Source organism: Paenibacillus sp. HWE-109 (assembly GCF_022163125.1).
In the GTDB taxonomy this organism is placed as follows: Bacteria; Bacillota; Bacilli; order Paenibacillales; family NBRC-103111; genus Paenibacillus_E.
The window spans coordinates 3,327,087-3,349,036 of record NZ_CP091881.1 but is presented as its reverse complement, the minus strand read 5'-3'; the positions used below and the strand labels follow the sequence as shown (position 1 = coordinate 3,349,036).

The 21,950-nt window shown below is 44.5% G+C and carries 26 protein-coding genes and 1 tRNA gene; 15 read left to right on the top strand and 12 right to left on the bottom strand.

Annotated elements, in window-relative coordinates; translation table 11 throughout:
- The first annotated feature begins 434 nt into the window (after positions 1-434).
- From LOZ80_RS13965 to LOZ80_RS13945, 5 genes are all read left to right on the top strand, one after another.
- Positions 435-1,115 carry an SOS response-associated peptidase gene (locus LOZ80_RS13965; protein ID WP_238172982.1) on the top strand — a complete coding sequence of 227 codons (681 nt, stop codon included), beginning with the start codon at positions 435-437 and terminating at the stop codon, positions 1,113-1,115.
- A gap of 38 nt (positions 1,116-1,153) precedes the next feature.
- Entirely contained in the window at positions 1,154-2,299 is a 1,146-nt protein-coding gene (locus tag LOZ80_RS13960; RefSeq protein ID WP_238171981.1) for a metallophosphoesterase, read from the top strand.
- Positions 2,300-2,321: 22 nt separating this feature from the next.
- On the top strand, positions 2,322-2,876 hold the full coding sequence (locus LOZ80_RS13955) for a hypothetical protein (RefSeq protein ID WP_238171980.1): 555 nt from the start codon (positions 2,322-2,324) through the stop codon (positions 2,874-2,876).
- A gap of 96 nt (positions 2,877-2,972) precedes the next feature.
- Entirely contained in the window at positions 2,973-4,067 is a 1,095-nt protein-coding gene (locus tag LOZ80_RS13950) for a CobW family GTP-binding protein (protein ID WP_238171979.1), read from the top strand.
- A gap of 673 nt (positions 4,068-4,740) precedes the next feature.
- Entirely contained in the window at positions 4,741-5,940 is a 1,200-nt protein-coding gene (locus LOZ80_RS13945) for an MFS transporter (protein WP_238171978.1), read from the top strand.
- Positions 5,941-5,992: 52 nt separating this feature from the next.
- On the opposite strand, the gene LOZ80_RS13940 is transcribed toward LOZ80_RS13945, so the two are convergent.
- Both LOZ80_RS13940 and LOZ80_RS13935 read right to left on the bottom strand, forming a co-directional pair.
- The gene (locus LOZ80_RS13940) at positions 5,993-6,976 is read right to left on the bottom strand and encodes a TIGR03943 family putative permease subunit (RefSeq protein ID WP_238171977.1); all 984 of its coding nucleotides are present in this window, start codon (positions 6,974-6,976) and stop codon (positions 5,993-5,995) included.
- Between the two features lie 25 nt (positions 6,977-7,001).
- A complete protein-coding gene (locus LOZ80_RS13935; RefSeq protein WP_238171976.1) occupies positions 7,002-7,928 on the bottom strand; it encodes a permease in 927 nt (308 codons plus the stop codon).
- Positions 7,929-8,048: 120 nt separating this feature from the next.
- Here LOZ80_RS13935 and LOZ80_RS13930 point away from each other — a divergent pair, with 120 nt between their 5' ends.
- The gene (locus LOZ80_RS13930) at positions 8,049-8,507 is read left to right on the top strand and encodes a Fur family transcriptional regulator (protein WP_443147027.1); all 459 of its coding nucleotides are present in this window, start codon (positions 8,049-8,051) and stop codon (positions 8,505-8,507) included.
- Positions 8,508-8,677: 170 nt separating this feature from the next.
- Positions 8,678-9,685, top strand: a complete 1,008-nt coding sequence (locus tag LOZ80_RS13925) for an HD-GYP domain-containing protein (RefSeq protein ID WP_238171975.1) — start codon at positions 8,678-8,680, stop codon at positions 9,683-9,685.
- 53 nt (positions 9,686-9,738) lie between these two features.
- Here the strand turns inward: LOZ80_RS13925 and LOZ80_RS13920 are convergent, their stop codons facing one another.
- Entirely contained in the window at positions 9,739-10,755 is a 1,017-nt protein-coding gene (locus tag LOZ80_RS13920; protein ID WP_238171974.1) for a CobW family GTP-binding protein, read from the bottom strand.
- A gap of 170 nt (positions 10,756-10,925) precedes the next feature.
- Positions 10,926-11,957 (bottom strand): polysaccharide deacetylase family protein, encoded by a 1,032-nt coding sequence (locus LOZ80_RS13915; protein WP_238171973.1) that lies wholly within the window; start codon positions 11,955-11,957, stop codon positions 10,926-10,928.
- 219 nt (positions 11,958-12,176) lie between these two features.
- Between LOZ80_RS13915 and LOZ80_RS13910 the strand changes: the two genes are divergently transcribed.
- Positions 12,177-13,217, top strand: coding sequence for a WD40/YVTN/BNR-like repeat-containing protein (locus LOZ80_RS13910; RefSeq protein WP_238171972.1), 1,041 nt, complete (start codon positions 12,177-12,179; stop codon positions 13,215-13,217).
- A gap of 3 nt (positions 13,218-13,220) precedes the next feature.
- On the opposite strand, the gene LOZ80_RS13905 is transcribed toward LOZ80_RS13910, so the two are convergent.
- Positions 13,221-13,718 carry a GNAT family N-acetyltransferase gene (locus LOZ80_RS13905; protein ID WP_238171971.1) on the bottom strand — a complete coding sequence of 166 codons (498 nt, stop codon included), beginning with the start codon at positions 13,716-13,718 and terminating at the stop codon, positions 13,221-13,223.
- Between the two features lie 176 nt (positions 13,719-13,894).
- Between LOZ80_RS13905 and LOZ80_RS13900 the strand changes: the two genes are divergently transcribed.
- Positions 13,895-14,179, top strand: coding sequence for a hypothetical protein (locus tag LOZ80_RS13900; protein ID WP_189020162.1), 285 nt, complete (start codon positions 13,895-13,897; stop codon positions 14,177-14,179).
- An 80-nt stretch (positions 14,180-14,259) separates the two neighbouring features.
- On the opposite strand, the gene LOZ80_RS13895 is transcribed toward LOZ80_RS13900, so the two are convergent.
- Positions 14,260-14,430 carry a hypothetical protein gene (locus LOZ80_RS13895; RefSeq protein WP_189020164.1) on the bottom strand — a complete coding sequence of 57 codons (171 nt, stop codon included), beginning with the start codon at positions 14,428-14,430 and terminating at the stop codon, positions 14,260-14,262.
- A gap of 119 nt (positions 14,431-14,549) precedes the next feature.
- Entirely contained in the window at positions 14,550-15,026 is a 477-nt protein-coding gene (locus LOZ80_RS13890) for a DUF5680 domain-containing protein (protein ID WP_238171970.1), read from the bottom strand.
- Positions 15,027-15,180: 154 nt separating this feature from the next.
- On the opposite strand from LOZ80_RS13890, the gene LOZ80_RS13885 reads away from it, so the two are divergent.
- Positions 15,181-15,477, top strand: a complete 297-nt coding sequence (locus LOZ80_RS13885) for a hypothetical protein (protein ID WP_238171969.1) — start codon at positions 15,181-15,183, stop codon at positions 15,475-15,477.
- Positions 15,478-15,539: 62 nt separating this feature from the next.
- Positions 15,540-15,611 (top strand) — tRNA-Lys (locus LOZ80_RS13880).
- A 62-nt stretch (positions 15,612-15,673) separates the two neighbouring features.
- Here LOZ80_RS13880 and LOZ80_RS13875 read toward each other — a convergent pair.
- The 3 genes from LOZ80_RS13875 to LOZ80_RS13865 all read right to left on the bottom strand — a co-directional run bounded on the left by LOZ80_RS13875 (position 15,674) and on the right by LOZ80_RS13865 (position 17,076).
- Positions 15,674-16,261 carry a CBO0543 family protein gene (locus tag LOZ80_RS13875; RefSeq protein WP_238171968.1) on the bottom strand — a complete coding sequence of 196 codons (588 nt, stop codon included), beginning with the start codon at positions 16,259-16,261 and terminating at the stop codon, positions 15,674-15,676.
- A gap of 146 nt (positions 16,262-16,407) precedes the next feature.
- Positions 16,408-16,638 (bottom strand): hypothetical protein, encoded by a 231-nt coding sequence (locus LOZ80_RS13870; protein ID WP_238171967.1) that lies wholly within the window; start codon positions 16,636-16,638, stop codon positions 16,408-16,410.
- A 108-nt stretch (positions 16,639-16,746) separates the two neighbouring features.
- Positions 16,747-17,076, bottom strand: a complete 330-nt coding sequence (locus LOZ80_RS13865; protein WP_238171966.1) for a hypothetical protein — start codon at positions 17,074-17,076, stop codon at positions 16,747-16,749.
- Between the two features lie 195 nt (positions 17,077-17,271).
- Between LOZ80_RS13865 and LOZ80_RS13860 the strand changes: the two genes are divergently transcribed.
- Positions 17,272-18,351: a hypothetical protein gene (locus tag LOZ80_RS13860; protein ID WP_238171965.1), complete on the top strand. Its 1,080-nt coding sequence runs from the start codon at positions 17,272-17,274 to the stop codon at positions 18,349-18,351.
- Positions 18,321-18,566 (top strand): hypothetical protein, encoded by a 246-nt coding sequence (locus LOZ80_RS13855; protein WP_238171964.1) that lies wholly within the window; start codon positions 18,321-18,323, stop codon positions 18,564-18,566. Before LOZ80_RS13860 ends, LOZ80_RS13855 begins: the two co-directional genes overlap by 31 nt.
- 48 nt (positions 18,567-18,614) lie before the next feature.
- Here LOZ80_RS13855 and ant(6) read toward each other — a convergent pair whose 3' ends face one another.
- Positions 18,615-19,463 (bottom strand): aminoglycoside 6-adenylyltransferase, encoded by an 849-nt coding sequence (ant(6), locus tag LOZ80_RS13850; protein ID WP_238171963.1) that lies wholly within the window; start codon positions 19,461-19,463, stop codon positions 18,615-18,617.
- Positions 19,464-19,857: 394 nt separating this feature from the next.
- On the opposite strand from ant(6), the gene LOZ80_RS13845 reads away from it, so the two are divergent.
- Complete coding sequence (locus LOZ80_RS13845) at positions 19,858-20,175, top strand: ankyrin repeat domain-containing protein (protein ID WP_238171962.1); 318 nt, start codon at positions 19,858-19,860, stop codon at positions 20,173-20,175.
- 50 nt (positions 20,176-20,225) lie between these two features.
- Complete coding sequence (locus tag LOZ80_RS13840) at positions 20,226-21,005, top strand: copper amine oxidase N-terminal domain-containing protein (RefSeq protein WP_238171961.1); 780 nt, start codon at positions 20,226-20,228, stop codon at positions 21,003-21,005.
- A 63-nt stretch (positions 21,006-21,068) separates the two neighbouring features.
- Here the strand turns inward: LOZ80_RS13840 and LOZ80_RS13835 are convergent, their stop codons facing one another.
- On the bottom strand, positions 21,069-21,851 hold the full coding sequence (locus LOZ80_RS13835; RefSeq protein WP_238171960.1) for a hypothetical protein: 783 nt from the start codon (positions 21,849-21,851) through the stop codon (positions 21,069-21,071).
- Positions 21,852-21,950 lie beyond the last annotated feature (99 nt).

The following is a 21,950-nucleotide window of genomic DNA, read 5'->3' as shown; positions in this document are numbered from 1 at the left end:
ATTAAAAAGGAGCTAAGCGGCTTGTACATGCTCAGCTCCTTTGTTTTTGGCGTCCACCGCCGAACCTCCGGGTCGCCCTTCCCTGCGCAATCAAGCTGTCATTGTGGCGAGCCGCGGTATAATCAAGCTGCGATTCTAATGAACTGCAGGATGCTTATAGACGAGAAAATGGCTTGTTTGGCGATCTAATGAACTCAAATGGCGTTATCGAGTCGTTTATAGGCGGAATGGTGATCATTTGCAGGGAATAACACACCGGGAATTCGTTAGATTTTCAAAATGAGTGATTTTGATCAAATAAAGGTTATTGAGTTCGCAAGGGGGGGCTTGCCCCAGGCTGTGATAGTTGGGGACAGTCCCTGTACGAATTGACGGGAGTACTTCTTTTTCACATAATGGAGGGAGAGTATGGAGGCAAAGGAAGGGTGTACGGAATGTGTGGACGTTACACGATTACTGTGACATTAGAGGAGCTAATGCTTCGTTATGATACTTATTACCAGTATCCGGCAAGATACAGCCCCAAGTACAATGTAGCCCCGGGACAGCAAGTGATGGCCATCGTCCATGACGGGGAGAAGAATAAGCTCGGCGAGCTGCGCTGGGGGCTTATTCCGGAGTGGGCGAAGGATGAGAAGATCGGCTACCAGATGCTCAATGCCAGGAGCGAAACGCTCGCCGAGAAACCTGCTTTCCGCAAGCCGTTCGAGCGCAAGCGGTGTCTGATTCCGGCGGATTCCTTCTACGACTGGAAGGGAACAGGCAAGCATAAGCAGCCTATGCGGATCATGCTGCGGAGTCAAGAGATTTTCAGCATGGCAGGGCTGTATGACACATGGATGTCTCCGGATGGGACACGCCTGTCCACTTGCACCGTTATTACGACGGAGTCGAATGAGATGATGTCCGAGATTCATGACCGCATGCCCGTTATTTTACCGCGAGAGCTGGAGTCTGCTTGGTTGGATCGCAATGTCACGAGCCCCGATAAGCTGCGCCCGCTGCTGAAGTCGTATCCATCGGACCAAATGATGGCGTACCCCGTGTCCACACGCGTAGGCAACGTCCGCAACGATGATGAATTATGTATAGAGCCATTAAGCCTGCTGCTGTAGAAGCAGGATGGGAAGAACAGAATGGGAGAGTTTACGACATGAAAATGCGCACGGTCATCAGCATCTTATTGGTGCTCGCAATTATTTTTGGTTTGAACGGCTACATAGGTTGGCATGCGAAAGTGTTCTTGGCCGACCAGCTCGGCACCTGGTTTCATCCCGGCATTTACTGGATCGTTTTCTGGCTTGTCGCTTTGTCTTACCTGTTGGCATGGATAGGCTCGCGTGTGCTGCCTGGGGGCGTGTCCAGGGTGCTAAAAGTAATCGGATCCTATTGGTTTGCCATGATGCAGTTTGGTTTTCTGCTGCTGCCTTTGACGGACTTAGCCATCGGCGTGCTCCATCTGGCTTCCGTTTCATCAGAAACGTACATACCGATTCTCGGATGGCTCGATACAGCGATTGTGCTCATCTTGATGCTTCGCGGCTCTTATAATGCACGCACCCCTGTGATCCGCAAATATGACATCACCATTCCCAAGCAAGCCGGAGACTGGGATCAGCTTCGCATCGCTGTCGCTTCGGACATTCATCTAGGCTCCATTGTCGGCAACCGTCATTTGCGTAAACTTGTTACGCGGGTGAATGAGATGAAGCCGGATTTAATCCTTTTACCCGGGGATGTCATCGACGATGATATTAAGCCTTTTATCCGATATGATATGGGAACAACCATGCGGCAACTGCAAGCCCCGCTGGGCATTTACGCCGTGCTTGGCAACCACGAGTACATTGGCGGACATATTCCGGCTTTCGTGGAACAAATGCAGAAGATCGGCATTCACGTGCTCATGGACGAAACGGTCCATCTCCTGGATCGTTTGTACATCGTAGGCCGCAAGGACAAGGCTGCGGAACGTACAGCTGAAGGTCGGAAAGCACTCGCTGCTTTGCTGGAGGGAGCCGATCACGCACAACCGATTATCGTGCTGGATCACCAGCCGTACCACTTGGATAAAGCGGCTGACGCCGGAGCTGATGTGATGCTGTCCGGTCACACGCATAGAGGTCAAATGGCACCGAATCATCTGATTACAGGCAGACTCTTTGAACTGGACTGGGGCTATCTGCGAAAAGGAAACCTTCACGCTATCGTTTCTTCAGGCTTTGGCACATGGGGACCTCCGATCCGACTGGGCAGTCGTTCTGAGATTATTGAGTTAACGGTTCATTTTAAAAAGTAACGAGAGCAGAGGGATTATATCGATGCAAGAGATGGATAAAAAGCAGATCACACCGACAGAGTTAGCTGCCGCGATGATGCAGTTTACGATGAGAAGCATAGAAAACAGTTGGGATACACTGAAACCGGTCGCAGCCGCTTATTTGGAAGATGCTATTTTAACGGAAGCCAAAGAAGATGAGCTTTTGAGAGAAATTTACATAGCTGCGCTAGCGCTTGAAATTTATTGCATTCCGTACGCCTTTGACGTAGAGACAGCCAATTTGGTCAGCTTGGGGATGGGGGAAATCATGGCTTCCGATGCGTTAGCCGAGCACCGACTTTCGGAATCGCTGCGTGAAATTTACCTTCCGCGCCTAGATGCCGTTAATCAGACGGCTCCCGAGGATCTGGCGTTAGCACTTGCCGAAGAAGCGGCACGTATCCTCTACGACCGCTTAGCGCTTCCGCTCAAGCCATCCGATCCTGCCAATAGCCTGCTGTGGGTCAAATTGTTTCCTTTTCTTGTGCAGCTTATTGGCAAATGGCCGATTCTTTCGGCAAAATTCGAGATTCAGGTCGACCCCCTCTTGACTTAAAGGTAATAATTACGAATAATAGAAGTGCAAGGCTTATTATTCCTAATGCATGATAGCACCATTGATGATGCTAGCTAGGTGGAGGTACAAACGAGGATGTCACAAAAAAGAGTTACTGTCTATATCTTATCCGGATTCCTGGGCAGCGGCAAAACAACGCTGTTAACCAAGGCGATCGATTATTTTACAGAAGCAGGCCGCAAGCCTGCGGTCATCATGAACGAAATTGGGGAGGTTAACCTCGATGGGCAGTTGGTGGCCAGTGAAGTGCCGATGTCCGAACTGCTTGGCGGCTGTATTTGCTGCTCGAGTCGAGGTGATTTAGGGTTGGCGCTTAAAGATTTAGTTACCGATGAGCAGCCTGACCTCATCTTCATTGAGTCGACCGGGATCGCTAATCCAATGGAAATTATTGATGAAGTGACCGATGCTTCGTTGCTTCTTCCGGTGGAGCTTAAAGCGGTTATCACGGTCGTAGATGCTCCGCAGCTCTTAGAGTTAAGCCGGACAAGCCGTGGCAAAACGTACAGGCTTATGCAGGAGCAAATCCGCTGTGCGAATTTACTGCTGCTGAACAAAACGGATTTGCTTCAAACAGAAGCCCTGCAGGAAGTAGACGCACTTGTGCGGGATTGGAATTCCTATGCCTCTGTTCATTACACGGTCTTCAGTCAAATTGACATGAGTCTTATTGAGAGCTTAGACGCAGAGGACGAGCGGCGGCCGTCTGCGGTTGGCGGGCACGAGGAGGCCCATCACGATCACGATCATGACCACGAGCATGATCACGACCACGAGCATGAGCATGATCATGGTCACGGTGCCGACGGTGAGCACCATCACGGGCATGGTCGCGAGGAGCAGCATGGCCACCATCATTCTCACAGTCATGTTATGGCTTATACGCACTTTTTTGAGCGGGCAGTGGACAGCCATGCCTTCGAGGAGTTTGTAAGCAAGCTCCCGCAGGAGGTGTACCGCGCCAAGGGGATTCTTAGTTTCTCCGACACGTCGAGCCGTTTCTTGTTCCAATATGCGTACAGGGAAATGGATTTTGTGAAAATCACCCCTAAAGGCGTAGTGCCGGACGTGGCGGTGTTCATTGGAGAGAATTTCTCCAAAGATGTGGTCCGCACGGCGCTGCTGAAATTAGAAGCAGTGACTGCGGTCAACACAGTCTCCGCAGAATAACCAAGAGAATAACAAGGGAAAGAATCCAAGCTGCGTGCTTGGGTTCTTTTTTTGAAATATAAGAGTTTATTTGTTTTGGGGTGAGCGCGGAGTGACTCCAGCCGCCTTGTGCGAACAGAGGGAGGGAACTACAGTCCGCTATTCTAGCCAAAAGTATCCATATTTGCGGGGGTGAGGGAACTACAATCCGCTATTTTTCTGTATCAAGGCAAATTCAGCGTTTTTCGTGGAAATAAGACCCTGTAGTTCCGCTAATACCCTAGCATCCCTGCTATTTGCCTATATAGCGTCCTCTAGTTCCCTTAACAGGTTTTGTCGCTACTAAGAGGTTGATCTCTCAGGGCGGCGAACCCCTTTTTCTTTGCATCTATCGCGTCATACCTTGCAGCAGATGTGATTGAATCGGAGAACTGCCCTGTGCACAATACGCACTCCAACTAGCTAGTTATTGCAATTTGAGCGATAGAGGAGGATGGGAGAGAGTTGCTATGTGCGGCAAGTAAGAAATGAGTGGGAGAGCTGGGGGTTAGATGCCATGTATTGAAAAAATCTATTAGACAATAAGAAGAGGCGGATGGTAAATTTAGGCTTATATTCACTTAACCAATGGGAATAGTCGTGATAAAAAGGCGGCTCAAGTGAAGCATTCAATCGGAAGAAAGGCTGTGGCAGCATGGAGATTTACTGGAAACGCAACCTCTATATGCTGTGGCTGGGTTTGTTTTTTAACCATATGGCCTATACGCTTTCGGTGCCGTTTTTTCCTATTTTTTTGCAAAATGATCTGGGGTTGCGAAGCGGGTTGGAGCTTTGGGCTGGGATATCGATTTCGATCAGCTTTTTGATCAGCGGCTTGTGCGCGCCTTTCTGGGGCTCGCTTGCTGATAGTTATGGCCGCAAGCCTATGCTGATTCGCTCTGGTGTTGGATTAGCGTTAGCGCATTTTGCTAACTTTTTTGTGTATGATCTTTTTTCATTCCTACTTGTGCGGATCTTCCAGGGGGTTATGGCGGGTTTCAGTCCAGCTTCCATTGCCCTTGTAGGTACGAATACGCCAGAGAAGCATGTCGGCTATGCACTCGGTGTAATCTCCACATCAACGGCTGCCGGAGGCATCATTGGTCCTCTTGCTGGGGGCGTGCTCAGTCAATGGCTGGGTTTGCGGGAGTGTTTCATCGCATCAGGCGTCATTACGCTCATATCGGCTTTGATTGTCCTCGTTGGCGTGAAAGAAGTGCACGAGCGACAGGTTGGGGTCCGTTCCAGTGTCATTCAGGACCTCAAGCATGCTGCGGGAAATCCACAACTGATGCGATTGTTCGGGTTAACTTTGCTCATCTCGACCTCGGTCTTGATTCTCGAACCCTTGCTGACTCTCTATGTGGTACAAATTGGGGGAAGTCTGGACAAGGCCTCGCTTAGCTCGGGCATTGTTTTCTCGGCAGTGGGCGTAGCAACGGTGATCATGGGGCCTAGATGGGGCATTATCGGTGGTCGAATCGGCTATGAGAAAATCCTGTTTGTGGGGCTGATCGGCGGCGCAATTGGCAACTTATTGCAGCTCGGTGTCCACAATCTGATCGGCTTTGGTATTCTGCGCTTCAGTTACGGGCTGTTTTTCGCAGCGGTGTATCCAGCTTTGAACGCTCTGATCGTGAAACATGTAGCATCCGATTTCCGCGGGAGGGCGGTTAGCTTGAACCAATCCGCCAGCCAGTTCGGGATTGTCGCTGGCCCGTTGCTTGGGGGGATTCTAGGCGGTTGGATAGGCATTCAGTTCGTATTTCTGACAACTGGCGCTGCGCTGTTAGGCGCAGCATTGGCGATGAAGATGAAGAGTTCTAAGCAAGCCCAGCGGAAGTTGGCTGGATAACAGGGGACACGAAAAAACGTTAAGGAATTCTAGTTTCCTTAACGTTTTTTGGCTATTCCTTGAGTTCCTTGAGCGGTTCGAAATTCGGATACACATAGGGGGATTCGGGCTTTTCAATTTTAGCAATCTGCGTTGCCTTGATCGTGAAAATGTCGTTGCCGTTATAGCTGCCATTCTGGATGGTGCCGGTTACTTTCACCCACATATCCTTGGGGTAGGTTTGGGCTGTCGGAAATTCGATCATGACTCCATAGGGGGTAGCATCGGCGGAGCAGCAGCTGACCGCAAAGCGTCCGACAACGAATTGGCTGTTGGTCATGTTTTCTTCCCGATAAACGAAACCTGTCAGTTCAATTTTTTTACCGATAAAATTGTTTTTGAACAGATCGATGGAGGAGAGAATCTCCATATAAATTTCCGGCTTAACGACGATCGTGTCTTTTTGATAAAGGATCATACCGATTTTGGAGAAGTCCTCATCCCATTCGTTGTCCGCATGAAATAAAGCCTTCAGCTCAGCTTCGGAAGTTGCCTGGGAAGTTGCGCCGGAGGTCAATGTAGTCTCAGAGCTTGCCAGCGGAGCCGCAGGGGCATTCGATGGAGTTGGCTGTGAAACGGCAAGATCTTTGGAGGCATCCGCGCTTTTGGCAAGGCTGGATTTGGCAGCTGAAAGATTCATCCCTTTGGCAGCGACCATGGCGCTGCTTAGCGCTGTGTCAGGCAGCAAGAAGCCGGCCAAGAGCGGCAAAACGAGCAAGCCGTAAGCAACTGTGTTGCGTATCGCTGAGCGAGAAGCGGGCTGCTCGCAGTCACAGGCGACGGGTTTTCCCCAATAAGCGCGCAGGGCCATGTAGCCTTGAAAGCAGGCGATGATGTAAAGGGCCACGGATGCCACTTTGACATAAATCATCATGCGCGGTGCGATGTAATATTGCAGGGCGTCGCTCTTGGTCAGGATGACGATGTAGCTGGAAAACCCAAGTAAAATCAGTGTGCGGAAAAAATAATGATAACTCATAGCGCGAGCAGTGGTCATTTCCAATTCCTCCTCGTAATTAGGATTAGATAAAACGTTCCAAAAGCAGTGAACAAGCCAGCACGGTTACAGCGATTAGCGCGGAGAGCGCGAGTACAAACTTGGATTTGAAAACGGAGAGCAGCATAAGCGTGCTTTTGAAATCAAGCATAGGTCCGAATACGAGGAACGTTAGCAGTGAGCCGGAAGTGAATGAGGTTTGGAAAGAGGAGGCGACGAACGCGTCCGATGTCGAGCAAAGCGACAGGATGTAGGCAAAACCCATCATGAACAAATGGGAACTGAGCGGGCCTTGACCGATGGCTAGCAAACTTTCGCGCTGCATAAAGATTTGAATCAGTGCGGTGAGCAAAGAGCCGAATACGAGATATTTGCCCATTTCAAAAAACTCATCGGAGGCATGGGCGAAAAAGGTCGTCAATTTGCCGGAAAAGCCGCTGCCTGAATGCTGATGCCCTTCCACAGCGTCCCCCCCGGAGAAATGAGCTCGGCTGATGCGCAGCGGGCTGCTTGTAATAAACCGATATAAAATCAATCCAATGATGACAGCTACCGCGAAAGCAAGTCCCATACGGGAGTAGGCGATGGCCGGGTGATTGCGGAAAGCCATGAAGGTGGCGGCGAACACGATAGGGTTAATGATGGGCCCGGTGATAATGAACACGACGGCAATATACACGGGCATTCCTTTGAGAATCAGCCTGCGAACCACAGGAATCATCCCGCATTCGCACATGGGGAACAGGATGCCTAAGAGGCATGCGAATACGATGCCAAGCAGCGGATTCTTAGGAATGAAACGGCGAATGGTTTGCTCGGATACAAACGTCTGAAGCAGGGAAGAGAGGATGACGCCTAGCAGGATGAACGGAATAGCTTCCAGTAAAATGCTGATGAACATCGTTTTAAAAGCTTGAATGCGTTCTATTGTGAGCAGAGATACTGTAGGCATTAGCGTATGACTCCTTCGTGATAATTAGGACAATTTTCTAGAGCGTGCAGGTTCATCTACTTGACGTAATAGGTCTATTTGCTGCACTATGTTAGTAGAACATTTTACGATAGAGGGGTAATGCACGTGGGCACTCATAAGCATACGATCGACGAGATGCTAAGAGCCATGGCTCAGAAAGGCTGGCGTATTACAGAACAGCGCAGGAGCTTGGCAACGTTGTTTGCGGAATCAGGAAGTTATTTATCGCCGAAAGACGTTTATGAATACATGAAAGTGAAATACCCAGGCGTCAGCTTTGATACGGTCTATCGCAATCTGCGCTTGTTAAGCGAGATGGGCGTTTTGGAGCAATTTCATTTGACCGATGGTTTGAAATTCAAAGCTAGCTGTCTGTCTCACCATCACCATCATATGATCTGTGTCAGCTGTGAGAAGACGGTGACATTCGAATTCTGTCCGATGAAGCTTGTGGAGGATTTGCCCGAAAGTTTTGAAATTCAAAGCCATCGTTTTGAGATATTCGGTTATTGTGCGGATTGTAAATCGGCTGCGCCCTCGACGTTGGTTGAGCATTAGAAACCGTGGAACTTGGTTCCATGGTTTTTTTTATTTTGAAAAGAGATCGCTTTGGAAATTCTTAGAAAAGTAATTGTCAAATTTTGTTGAAAATTGTATATTGGTAATAGTAAACAAACGTTTACAATGAACATGATAAGTAAAATTACATAATCATAGGAGTTTTGCAGATGAGCAGCTACATAGGGAGAAAGGTTAAACAAGATGTAGTTAATTCTGTCGGCCTAGTCCTAATTCCCGCTAAAGCAATTATCGGAAATGAAGAACTTGAGCTTATTCGGATGCATCGTGTCGATATGTCCATGATTATGTGGGATACGCCGGTCAAAACCGTGACGGAATCCTGTGAAATGCGTATGCAGATGACGGTCAAGCAAGCCAAACAATTATTTCAATCGATTCAGGCGGATCGTAAAGTTCCCGTCCATCAATTCCGTGAAGAAGTGATTCCAGCGGTACAGCAAATGGCTGATCACCCGAATATTTTCGAATTATTTGAAACGGTTCGGGCCAAGGATGACTATACCCATGAGCATAATATCGGTGTGGGAGTCCTTTCAACATTAATCGGCAAATGGATGAATTTGAGCAGCACTGAGTTGGCGACCCTCAGTTTGGCGGCAACGCTGCATGATGTCGGCAAGGTGAAGATCCCGATTGAAATCCTCAACAAGCCTGGAAAGCTAACGAAAGAAGAGTACGCGATGATTAAGCAGCACACCATATTCGGATATGAGCTGCTGCGAGATACGGTCGGTGTCGGACATCGTGTCGCATCCGTTGCGATTCAGCATCATGAACGCGAAGATGGCAGAGGATATCCCTTCGGGCTAAAAAAGGATCAAATTGATATCTTCAGTAAAGTAGTCGCGATTGCAGATATCTTTCACGCGATGTCTTCCAAACGGCCTTATCATGAGCCAATGCCATTTTATGAAATTATTAAGCAAATGCGAGAAGGCACGTTCGGTGAATTCGAACCCGAAATCATCTCTGTCTTCTTAACGAATATCACGGCGCACTTGATCGGTAACGATGTGCTGCTGTCCGATGGTCGCCGCGGAGAGGTCGTCTACATCAACCCCCACGACATCGGGAGTCCGCTTATTAAGGTGGGAAGCGATTTTGTAGATTTGAGCAAGGAAAGAAATATTCAAATTCAATCGATTTTTGCTTGATCTATCGAAAGCAGCCGGCAGATGAACTTTGCGGACTGCTTTTTTGTTTGTTCTTAACGAAGATATTCGGCGAGCCGCTGCTTCCAATCCGCAATAAGCACGTCAGCATCAAGATCCAGGCCAATGAGAACCAGGTAAGGCGAGCCTGCAAAAGATGAGGACTGCCAGTTTATACGTTTGCCGGCAAATTGCATGAGGGAAGGCTCGCTTTGAGAACCGATGCGTAAATACCCTTTGGCCCTAAGTAAAGACGAGCCCCATTTGGCTAAATAACGTTCCACGATGCTCTGTGTGAGGGGAAACCCTTCTTCAATAGGCAGCGTAACGGTATGTATGCGAGAATAAGAGACAGCAGGAGACGGGGCGGAATTGGGCTGCTGAACGGCTTTTACAGCTTGGATCTGGAACTTGTTATTGAAAGAAAGAGCCTGCGAAGGCACTTGCTTCTGTGGCAGCAGGGAACCGAATACAAGTGCCAAATCAAAGTGGCTATGTGTCGTTGGCAGCAACAAAGAGCGGTCATTGTATTTGCGGATCGTTTTTTCAATGGTAACTAATTTTTTGGCAGAAACGAAGTCGATTTTGTTCAAAAGCAGGAGATCGGCTACTTCGATCTGTCTGCGCAGCGTGTGGACCAGTTCCCGGTCGGCAGCAAAGATGCTGTTATAGTCCAGCACGTTCTCCGCGTCAAGCAGGGTAATGACCTGATGAAGCTTTACATAGGGCAGCAAAGCAGGCTCAGTCAGCGCATCGACGATTTCTTCCGGATTGGCAACACCGGTTAATTCAATAAGAATGACGCTCGGTTTGCGCAAGAGCAGTTGTTTGACAGCGCCGCTGATATCACTCTTTTTACTGCAGCAGATGCAGCCATCGAGCAGTTTAGTCATCGGTAAATCAGGTGAAGCTGCTTGCAGCAGATGGCCGTCGACATCCTGTTTACCCAGTTCATTCATCAGAACAGCCGGTGTGAGCTGGAAGGAGTCAGCTTCTTGAAGCATGCGTAGGAGCAAGGTGGTTTTGCCGCTGCCTAGAAATCCGCTCAATACGATAACGGGAACTTTGCTCAAAAGGAGGACTCCTTTATATATCTATTTATAAGTAATTATTACGAATTAAATTGTAGTATAAAAAGCGCAATGCCGCAAGACTCAAATCAGATTAAGTTAGTAAAGGGGAACATCGGAGCTGCACAATAAAAAAAACAAGCCGGTGCGCACCTATATTGGCGCGCTTCGGCTTATTTGCTTTTGGTGACGTGAAGCAGCTCAGGTACGGTTACAAAGGTGTAGCCGGCTGCTTTAAGTTTAATGATCAAAGGTTCGAGCGCTTGCACCGTTCCTGAAAGGTCTTGGCTGTCAGCCCCTCCGGAATGCTGCAGGATAATGGACCCCGGCTTCGTCTGCTGCATAATATTGCTCAGCACCTGATCCGCGCTCAGCGATTTCCAGTCAAGCGAATCAACATTCCAGTTCACGATTAAATAATGGTGATCGGCGACCCATCTAACCTGTTCTTCATTAATCGCCCCGTAAGGCGGGCGAATCAGCTTAGGCGCATAGCCGATCAAGCCTTGAAGAACACTCTCTGTACTCATGATCTGATTCTGGAATTTGTCTACGGTCAGCTTGGGTAGATTAGCGTGGCTGTAGGAGTGATTACCAATCACGTGGCCTTCGTTGACCATTCGCCTGATCACATCAGGATGCGAGCTTGCCTTGACGCCAAGCACGAAAAATGTGGCTTTGACATGGTTCGCCTTCAGCGTATCGAGAACCTTGGGCGTGAATCGGGTGTCAGGTCCATCATCGAAAGTGAGCGCTACTTTCTTTTCCTGCGAAGAGCCGCGCAGCTTGAATGTGTCCGGATACTTCACAGCCAACTGGGAGAGTGTAAGCTTTTTCTGCGAAATTCGGACATGACCTTGATTTTTCTGCACAGCCACAGAGGGTTTCTTGGAAACCTCGGGTTGCGCGGCCTTTTTTGCGCTTGTTTTGGGTGATGGACTAGGAATGGCTACTGTTGGCGTAGTTTGGGGCTGATCTGTTGCTTTGGGCGCTTCTGAAGGCGCCTGCGTAGGCTTTATGCTGGAACTAGCCAAAGGCTTACTATCCATCCTGCTGCTGTCGACGCTGGGCTCATCTGCAAGGGCGACTTCATCCACATGAGAATTCTGTGCTGATCGTTGATCGTGATAAGGCTTGTTATTGGACACACCGCAGCCTGCTGTCAACAGGCAAACGATGGCGACGGGCCAAACCCATTTGGTCATGGCAATCCCCTCCGAGCTTTATGACTATGCTTTAGGTTTTGTTAGGATGAGGTATCTTATCCAGTGAAAATAAAGGAAGTCATAATCGGCTAGGTCTGTAAACCAATGGCTATTCACAGTGGGAGGAAGGCGCGGACATGAACTATTTAGGAACATAGAGCGTCATTACATATACCTAAGCTAAGCAGAAGAAGGTGTCCAAAGGAAGGGAGTGAGGCTATGTTAGCCCTGATGAACAACAAAATTTTTGTGCTTTTCATCATATTGCTGCTGTGCGCCGGTTGTCTGTACGAGAAAACCTCAACAACGGCTCCTAACCTGCGGACTCCGCTGCAAGCTAATTTCGGCGCTATGTTAACCATTGGGGAACCCATTCGTGTGGATACGCAAAGTGATCCTCCACAGCTAATTCCTAGCAGAGCGCTTACGTTCATTGATGAGCTTCGGGGATACGGACTAGCTGACAATGGCAAGGAACTGCAACTTATCCAAACCAGTGACGGGGGAGTCACTTGGCAAGCTAAAAATAAAATCACCAATCAGACTGCGCCTAGCACAATCTCTTTTCTGGATACTGAAACAGGCTGGTTGTTTGCAAAAGAGCGGGGAACTAACAAGTCGGAACTGCGGCTAACTTCAGATGGCGGACAATCTTGGGAGGTTATTGCACAGAACCTGCCGGGACTTGAAGGCACCCAAGGGACGCCTTATTTTCAGTTTTTTGATCGGCAAAAGGGGCTGCTGGCTGCTCAGAGTTATACCGATTTACAGCTGTTGCGCACACAGGATGGCGGCTTAACCTGGTCGGTCTCCAACCGAATTCCCCTGCCTGCCAAAGCAGCTGGCGCCTTTACATTCCAGTCGCAGACAACAGGTTGGTTCATTGGACCTGGATCTGGCAAGAGGGAGAAAGATCGTTTGACACTTTACCAAATGAAGGATGGGGAAACGTGGCTTGAAACAAGCAAATTGCCGAATTCAGGAAATCCCGTGGCGATTGCCTTTGCCGATGCCCAGCATGGTTATATTCTGATAGAAATGAGGACGCAAAGTACGGAGCAGGAAATCAGATGGCAGTGGCTCCGAACTGTGGACGGAGGAAAGACCTGGAGTCAGCATGCGTTTCCCAGTACCTTTCAGCCGCTAGAAGCGAGCGTACAAATGAGTTTTGCGACTGCGACTAGTGGCTGGTTGAGGGATACCAAAGATATTTGGCGTACAACAGATGAAGGGCTGAACTGGAGTTTAGTGACACCCTAAACCTTAACTGATGATCTTCTGATAAGTGACTATATCCAAGAATTTTCCCCATTTGAAGCCAACCTCGCGGAAATGTGCACACTGTGCATACCCGTTTTTCGTAAATGAGCGAATACTGGGCGTATTATCCGAGCAGATGGTAGAAATTAAAGAGTGGAAGCCGCGTTCTTTGGCGACTGCTTCAATATGTTGGATGGCAGCGGAACCGACACCTCGTCCAACGCAATCCGGGTGCAAATAAATAGTGATTTCCGCCGTCGTATCATACGCTTGTTTTTTCTTGTGCGGCATGATTTGTACGTATCCTTGCAGGATGCCGCCTAACCAAATCACATCCGTTTGGTACCGTGGGTTCGGGTGGATAACGCTTGCTGTAAATTCCGAAATATCCACGGGCTCTGTGTGAAAAGAAACAGTCGTATGCACGACAAAATGGTTGTAAATAGCCATTAATAAGGGAATATCGGATTCTTCTAAAGGTTTAAACAAAAGCGTAGACATGGGCAGTACTCCTTCTGACTGAATTTCGGCGTCATGTTTCTTACTAAACATAGATTCTACAACGGAAGCTAAACTCCTTTTTCAAATAGACAACAGCCTATATTCCATGTATCTTAGATATAATGTCTTATGTACAATAGAAACTAAGTAGATGCATCGGAAATAGGGGGAATCACATGTCGGGCAATTTAAACTACATTCTCGTGATCATTATCGGCGTCATCGTTCTTGCAGGTCTAACCTACATGAATCTTCGCAAAATTAGCAAATCCACCGCGGACCTGACGCAGCTCAAAAAAAGAACACTGCTATGGAGCGAAATATCGCTGGCGCTGTTCGTTCTCCAATTATTTTTCCGGGATCGTCAAGGCGGATTTCTCTTGTTTTTTGGGATCCTCACCTTGTTTACAGGAGCGCATTACCTGGGCGTTTTGTATTATTCGAAAAAAAGAGGCAAATAAAGCAAAGAGGCTCCTGCGTAGTCACCTACTGTAGAGAAGCCTCTTTTTTATGGTATTGATATTGTTTAGCGACGTTAGCGTTATTCGTTCCAACTTGTTGGCTGTGTCTTAGTAGGGGTTTTCAACTTCTGATACCATTTCTTCTTTTTCTTCTGTTCCATCAACGTTCTTAATTGCAGCATTACCAGTTTAGCCCTGTCTTCATCAGCATACTTGTCACGCATCTGTTCAAAAATTGTGTGATCTTGCATAGCATTACCTTCTTTTCTAACGGTTAGATGAGTTTGTTGAGAATGTATGTTCGTGAGACCAGTATAACACAAGAAATAGGCAGGATGGAACAAACCATTTGCAAAAAAACTTTCTACTATTAAAGAATCATCCCGCCGCTGTATGTTAATTCATACATTTTCACATCGTTGGCTTGAATACTTTCATAGCCAGTGAAGCGTTCAAAAGTTCCGCTAACTTCATTTTGATACAAATAAGCATTGGCTTGGAATGATTGTGGACCCCGATAAGGAGACTCGCCATCAACGGCTCTCAAAGCATCCCGCAGAAAAGAATACAGGTGGACCGTAGTTTCCCGGGAAGCATTGGGCACGGTGATGCCGCCGGAGTAAACCATCGACCAGATAGGCCGATCTTGGTATTCAATCATTTCCTGGCCGGCGAAGAAAGAGAAACCAAAGTAAATATCCCGATATAAATAGTCACCGGAACGAATCTCTAATTGTTTGGATCCATTGAGAAAAGAACGAACGACAGCCTCGTCGCCATGTGAAGCGTAGGTTTGTTTCTTGGATTTTATAAGAAAATCAGTTAGAGCTGCAAATTCGATGGACATGTGGACCCCTTCTATAAAACAGGATAAGAACGTATGATCTGTTTTATATTCTAACGGACGCAGCGGATATTGGCAATCAAGAAGTTTAGAGGACTTTATAACGTTGTGAAGAATAAGTATATAGGAAAATTGTTCCATCTAGGAGGTTGCTCAAATGAGTTTTATCTTTCTCGTTATCATTGCGATCGTAATTTTCAGTATCGTGGGTGCCTTGAAGAACAATGGCAAACGAACAGGAACTTCCAACCATGACCATCAGGATAGCTCGAGTTTCTTCCTAAATGATACGGCGGATGATAACAATCGAAGTCACCACCAGCACAACCATCATCATGGCCACGGTTCAGGCGGTCATCATCACCACCATCATGACACTTCTTCGAGCAGCGGCGGGAGCGATAGCGGAGGTGGTGGAGGTGATAGTGGGGGAGGCGGTGGCGGCGGAGATTAAACAAGAATAAATGATTGACCCAAGATAGGATCATGTGGTATTATTAACGAACTGTGAAGTACAGGTTCGTAGCTCAATGGCAGAGCAACCGGCTCTTAACCGGTAGGTTGTGGGTTCGACCCCCACCGAGCCTATAAAAAAATCCTCACTTGCCTTATGGCAAGTGGGGATTTTTCTGTTTAGTCTTTTTCAACGATTAACGAGCCTTTTGCTTCCGCTGAAATACTTGTTGTGTTGTGGATCGATAATCATCGGTCGTGTTATTCCTGCCAACGAGATCAGTTAGAGCTTTAACAAGAATCACAACAAAATATAAGATGATAAATGAGCCGAAATAGTTCCAGTGATCTAGGTGATAAATATCTAGAGCCACGAAGATAGGCTCAGCAATGAAGGCGTTAAATAAACAAACGAACAAACTTGCGACAAGGAATATCCGCCAAGATGTAAACATTTGGTACGTCAAAGCAAATATGCTCGGGATAGCTAGAAAGTCTACAGCATTGTAATTTTCGGTGAAAGCAATGAATTCGTGAGCGTAGCTCCATAACTCAAAATACTGACCAATCTGATCAAAAGTTCCTAAAATGACAAAGCTAAGCATAAAAGCCAACATGATTCTTAGCGCTCTGCCTTTATCGAGCAAAAATAGAAGTGCCAAAAAAAACAGGACATTCACCACAACAATAAACCACCACTGAAAAGTGAATATATCATGATGGAACCAATAAGACATTTCCATTTGATGAAGCTGCTTCGTTAAGTTTTCTATTTCATTAAGCATGACAGCATGCACTCCTTACGTTTCAGTTCATGGCAGGAAGTTTCCGCCAATCCATTTTACGTCAGTAGTATGCCATTATTTCTACAAGCTATGCAGCCGGGCACAATAGAAAAAAGAAGAGGAAGGCCTCTTCTTTGTGATAGGAATCAGGATAGGATGTCGATTTTACTTGAAGCGATGGTGGATACAATGTCACATGAAACATCGGTTTTGACATCGTCAACATGCAGCCGCGCTGAATGTTCGTCCAGACCTAGTGTTTGCGTGAAATAAACAAACATGTGCTCAAAAATGGAAGCGCTTACCAGTAATTCGTTAGGGTGCTCTTTCAGGTACTCACGATGCTGATTTACAAGCTTTTCCGTAGCGGGCTTCAATGGTGTTTCCTCCAAATAGGTTATATGATCAATTTAACATATTTAGTGGAGGATGTGTGAAAAATTCGTGTCTTTTAAGGGAGAAAAAGTGGTTGGACTAGGGGGAAATCAAGCCATAGCTTCTAAGGCAAGTAATGCTACAAATCCTAAGATGAAGATGAACAGAATGCTTAACAGAAAATAGGAGAAGAAGCTGAGAAGTTTTCTGAGAATAAAGGGTTGATTGTCGTTGTTGAATTGAAAAAAGGAGCAGTTAACAGCTAACTGAATAATTGAAACTACTGTACAAACACCGCCGAGTGTTGTGACAGCAAGGCCTAAAATCCCCCACCCCAAATTACTGAACCCTTCTCCAGGTTTCTTAGTTGCATAACTCCAAAGCAGTATCCCGAAAACATATAACAGAATGCTAAAAGTAATTTTTAATTTATGATTCAAAATGGCACCATCCTTTTAACGAATCATAGCATCGGTAAAGATTGTAAAGAAGTACTAAATTTGAATAGTACTAGAGCGCACGTTGCTATCAAAGAAATTATCGGGATCAAAACTTTTGGAGAAATTTTTCGATAAAGGGAAATATGGAAAAATTAGGTTTGTAATGTTAATATGGGTAAGAGAGGAGTGTTCTAAATGTCTAAATGGAAAAAGGCAGCCGCCATAGTGGCTTTAAATGTGTTGTTAAGTACAACCGTTTATGCGGATTCAGTTTCAAACTGGGATAATCCGTCTAGTACAGTCATGGAAGCAGAAAGGGTCGAAAATCAGCTGCTAATGACAAAAAGTACGATAAAATGGGATGATCAAAAATTAAAGATGTTTCAAAGCGATGATATATTTCAGCAATTTATCCCTGCGTTAGCGTACAAAGTGGAAGATTCCGATGAATTAAGATCAAAGCTAATGTTCACTAATGTGCCAGGGGCAAAATTTACTAGGAAGCTTGCCACCTATACAGAGGGAGAAGAAATCAAACTATCCGTTACGGACACGTCTCGTTTGAGAAGTGAAACGCCTTACGTGTTCTATACAGCGTGGCTCCATACTGTAGAAAAAGATTCGCGAATATCGTTTCGTTCCTTGCAAAGATATTTACAACCCAATGGAACTTTAAACGATTTATACAAAACAGATGATGAACTTGCGACCATTACGTTCGATACCGCAGAAAAATTAGACAAAAAATTTAGGGACTATAACTTTTCAGAATCCTTCAATAGTCCATTCAAGCAATATGCATGGCAAGAAGAAGTTGATAAGGCTAAGGTGAAGAGCTATGTTTTGATTGATTCCGCTGAGAAGCTCGAAACCTACAAGCAAGAGTCAGCAAAGCGATTAAAAGATGCTCAAAAGGGCGGAAATAGAGTCCGATTTGCCGTTACATTTAAAAACAAAGGAATTTACCCAAGAATAGATGGGCTAGTAGATAACTATAACTTAAATATTTCTCAAATTTATGGGGCCGGCATTAAGAAAAGTGGAGAAGAGTACACGTTTAGCTGGTATGATCCTGGATTGGAAGTAATGCCACTAACGGGTCTTAATCAATCGGGGTTTATGTCATTCGAGATTACAGAACTTGAGGGTACCGCATATTTAGAAGACTTGGAGAGAATGAGCCAGCTATCGGATGTTGATCTGATTGATTTCGAAAGCTATGGGCAGATCCCTACGGGAGTTCATTGGTTGAATGTACTTTATGGGAAAAAATAATTTCTGGAAATATTTTAATTAGTAAAATAGCCAAAATCACTAGAAGGTGTAGTAAAGCAGAAATCAACAGATGTGGAGCTGCAGCGGCAATTCAGGCAGAAGAAATTATACGAAATGCTGCCACAGCAGCTCTTCCAGCTGGTATTCCAGCAGCTGAAAGAGCAGGTTTAGGAGCGATACCTTTAGTAGTTAAAAGTGCTTACGAAACATTTTGAAAATGGTCCCAATCTTTGTAATTATCGGTGGAAAACCTAATCAAGAAATTAGATGTATTGTCCGTTAGTTAAGAAAGTTAAGGCTGCTTCATCGTACTCTGGATACGTATATCCGAGACTTACTGCCACAGCTTCAGCATATTTTCTAAATAACTCATGACAAGTAAATAGAGACTGCCACATATTGGGGTAGCTATTCTCAGAATAAGTTGATAGTAATGCTACCCAATCTTCATTTGGAAGATAACGATCTATAAATTTATAATTTTTTCCTAAGCTAAAGGAATAACCTTGTTCTGAGCCGATTTGCCAAGCCATCATTCGCAGCAAATTAGGCCTCGCATTCTCGTTTAAATGGTCAATAGCAAACAGGATTTCTTTTCTCGCTAATCCTTTTACTACATAAGTTGAAACCATCCAGAATTCATTACAACAATCATCAAATTCTCTTGCCGTAGGCTTTTTAATCCAGTATTGACTGTCGTCAGCGATCACTTCATTCTCGATACGAGTATCCTTATCAAGCAGGACTTCAACCAAACCGTCGCTCTTGGTAAAGTAATCCACTACCTCGTTAATTGGAATAAGTGTCAGATCTAATTTATGCCCATCTTCAAAAAGAATGATATAGGAAAACCAATCACCTAATTCCGACGGAAAAAGCTCCATATCCTCTGGTTTTTGCATCATCGTACGATTCCCGAAAGTACCTAGCCATTGATCATTTTCCTTAAAAGAATCCATATCTGTCACAAAATAAGAAATATCAAAATCTTGGAAGGCATCGCGGGGAATATTTTTGTTTGTACGTGACCCTTCCAAAGTTACCAATCGGATTCTACTATCCTTCATAGCAAAATCCAAAAGCATACTCATCATTTCTTGTTCACTTCTCAATGTAGTAGTCCTCCATTCTGATTTTAAACTTTATATGAAAATAGAGTGTCTACAGCCAGATCACTACTACTAACTAACGGAATCAAACTAGGGGAAGCTCTAATTAAGTTTAAAAATGAGATTCATAAATTGTTGCGAAAGCTTCCTCGTAGAACAATAGTTGAATTAACCGCAACGGAACACTCCTGGTGAGATTATGATTGTCGTGGAACGATTATACGAACGCATGAGCTCGCAACTATTCTAAGGGATGTTAGGACTATTCGCAATTGAAAGTTGAAAATACGAACGAAGAAAAAGAAGAACTGCTATTCAACATGAAACTCGCCATGATCTAAGGAATACTTGAATCATCATTTTGAATAGAGTTAAGTAGAGGTGAATTCAGTCTAATATGGATATGGCGATTTTTCATAAGAATTTAGAGATGATCAAATTACTTTTGGAAAATGGAGCAGATGCCAATCATAGAATAGGATCACCTAAATCGGATTTGACTGAGCTAAATTCAGCTATCTATGGTAAGAACCCTGAAATTGTACAAATATTAATAGATTATGGTGCAGATGTAAACAGGATAAATCGAGAAGGAAACACCCCACTTGAACTTGCAAAGAAGTTACATGATAAAGAGAAATATTTGTCTGACAAGGTAAACCTGGAAAAAATTATTGATATCATTGAAGCAGCGAAGAAAATCAAAAAGAGCTAGCAGATATTAATAAACATAATAACAAAAAAGATAATGGGGAGTTTTATTACTTGAAATTGAGAACATATAAGTCAATGGTTATCTTTACTTTACTGCTATTCTTAATTGCTCCAAGCGTGCACGCTGAGACTTCTCAGCCTACTATTACTGTTTTTATTAATGATGAACAAGTAAATTTTGACCAAAGTCCACTTTTAGTTAATGGGAATACTTTGGTTCAATTCAGACCCATATTTGAAAAGCTAGGCTATTCAGTAAAATGGGACCAAGCAACTCAAAGTATCACAGCTCAACGTCATGGAAATGAGATCAGGATGGTAATAGGAGGCAGAAGTGCTTATGCAAATCACATCTCCTATTTTCTTAATGAATCTGCACAAATTATTGATGGTGTTTCACTTGTACCACTCAGATTTGTTGCAGAAGTCTCTGGTGCAGTAGTTAGTTGGGATGAAGATACACGCAAAGTAAATATTAAAATCGATAAAGACGAAGCTCCTGAGTTGAAAATTAATAGGTTAATTGAAGGTTATGCTTTTTCAAGTAGTGCTCACGAGTTTGTAAAAGCCATAACAAGAAGTAACGGGTCGAAGTGTAATGGATATGAAGTTAATGAAATCTTATTCAATAACGACAAAAAGCAAGCTATAATTAATTACAATTTAGAATTTTGGGTATGGCATCCCAGATTAATAAATAGTGAAGCTATTATAAAAGAAAGCATGGATATAACTGTTGAGATAAAGCAACAAGCTATAAAAGATGAAGATGGGAATTGGTATCTTTCTTCGGTAATTAAAGACAGGGAGTATCACGTTGTACTAAAATAATGTTGGAAGACATTCTAAACTCATGCTCACTTTTATAGAAATATAGATAAACCAACAGCTACTTTAGTTACGCTGTTGGTTTATTATTTGGATGAATAGTTTTTTGATTTTAAAAGACAACTTTTTGATTAACCCCTTTACAATTGTGTTTTTTCTCCTGTTTTTTTTAGTTATTTGATGAGAAATTGTTTTTGTGATAAGAGAAAAAACAGTTAAATATAAACACAATTGTATAGCGATATTAAGACTCCACCATTCCGGAATTACATTCCAACGTTGGTAATTATTCCAAACGGAAAAATAAAGAATAAAAAGACTAGTCCAAACAAAGAAGTTGATTGTATTCTGAACAAAATTGACTAATTCAAATATTGCTATCAAAAAGGGGTTCTTATTGAATAAATTTTTAAATTTCAAATGATCTTCGTAAATGATTTCATGCGCTTCCCAAAATTCTTCATTCATCATTGAATTGAATAAATTGAATTTCTGGAAAAGTTCATTCTCATTTGTTCTAGTTTGATTTGTTTCATGTTTTTTATAAGCAAGTTCAAACTCATAATAATATTCTAATTTCGTACCTGTGCCAATAAATCTTACTTTTGATTCGGGACCACTAAATTTCTGGAAAAACTCATCTAAGAGTAGTAACTGTGTAGCTTTTTCTTCAGTTGCTTTTATGTTTCTCAAAAGCTCATACATTGGAAAGTACACTTCGTTATAGCTGATTGAGATTTCCTTTAGAAAAACTTCTCTTCTTTTTGCTCTAAAATTAAACTGATATCCGATGAAAGCAGTTATAGCTGCAATAATTATTAAAGGTAGCTGAATTCCGTAAAAAGTCATATTTCACTCCAAATTAAGTATTATACAATCCTAAACTCACAATTCTTCTTCAAAAAATATCCTCCAGCTATAGTCACTGATGTCTCGAATTGAGATTCA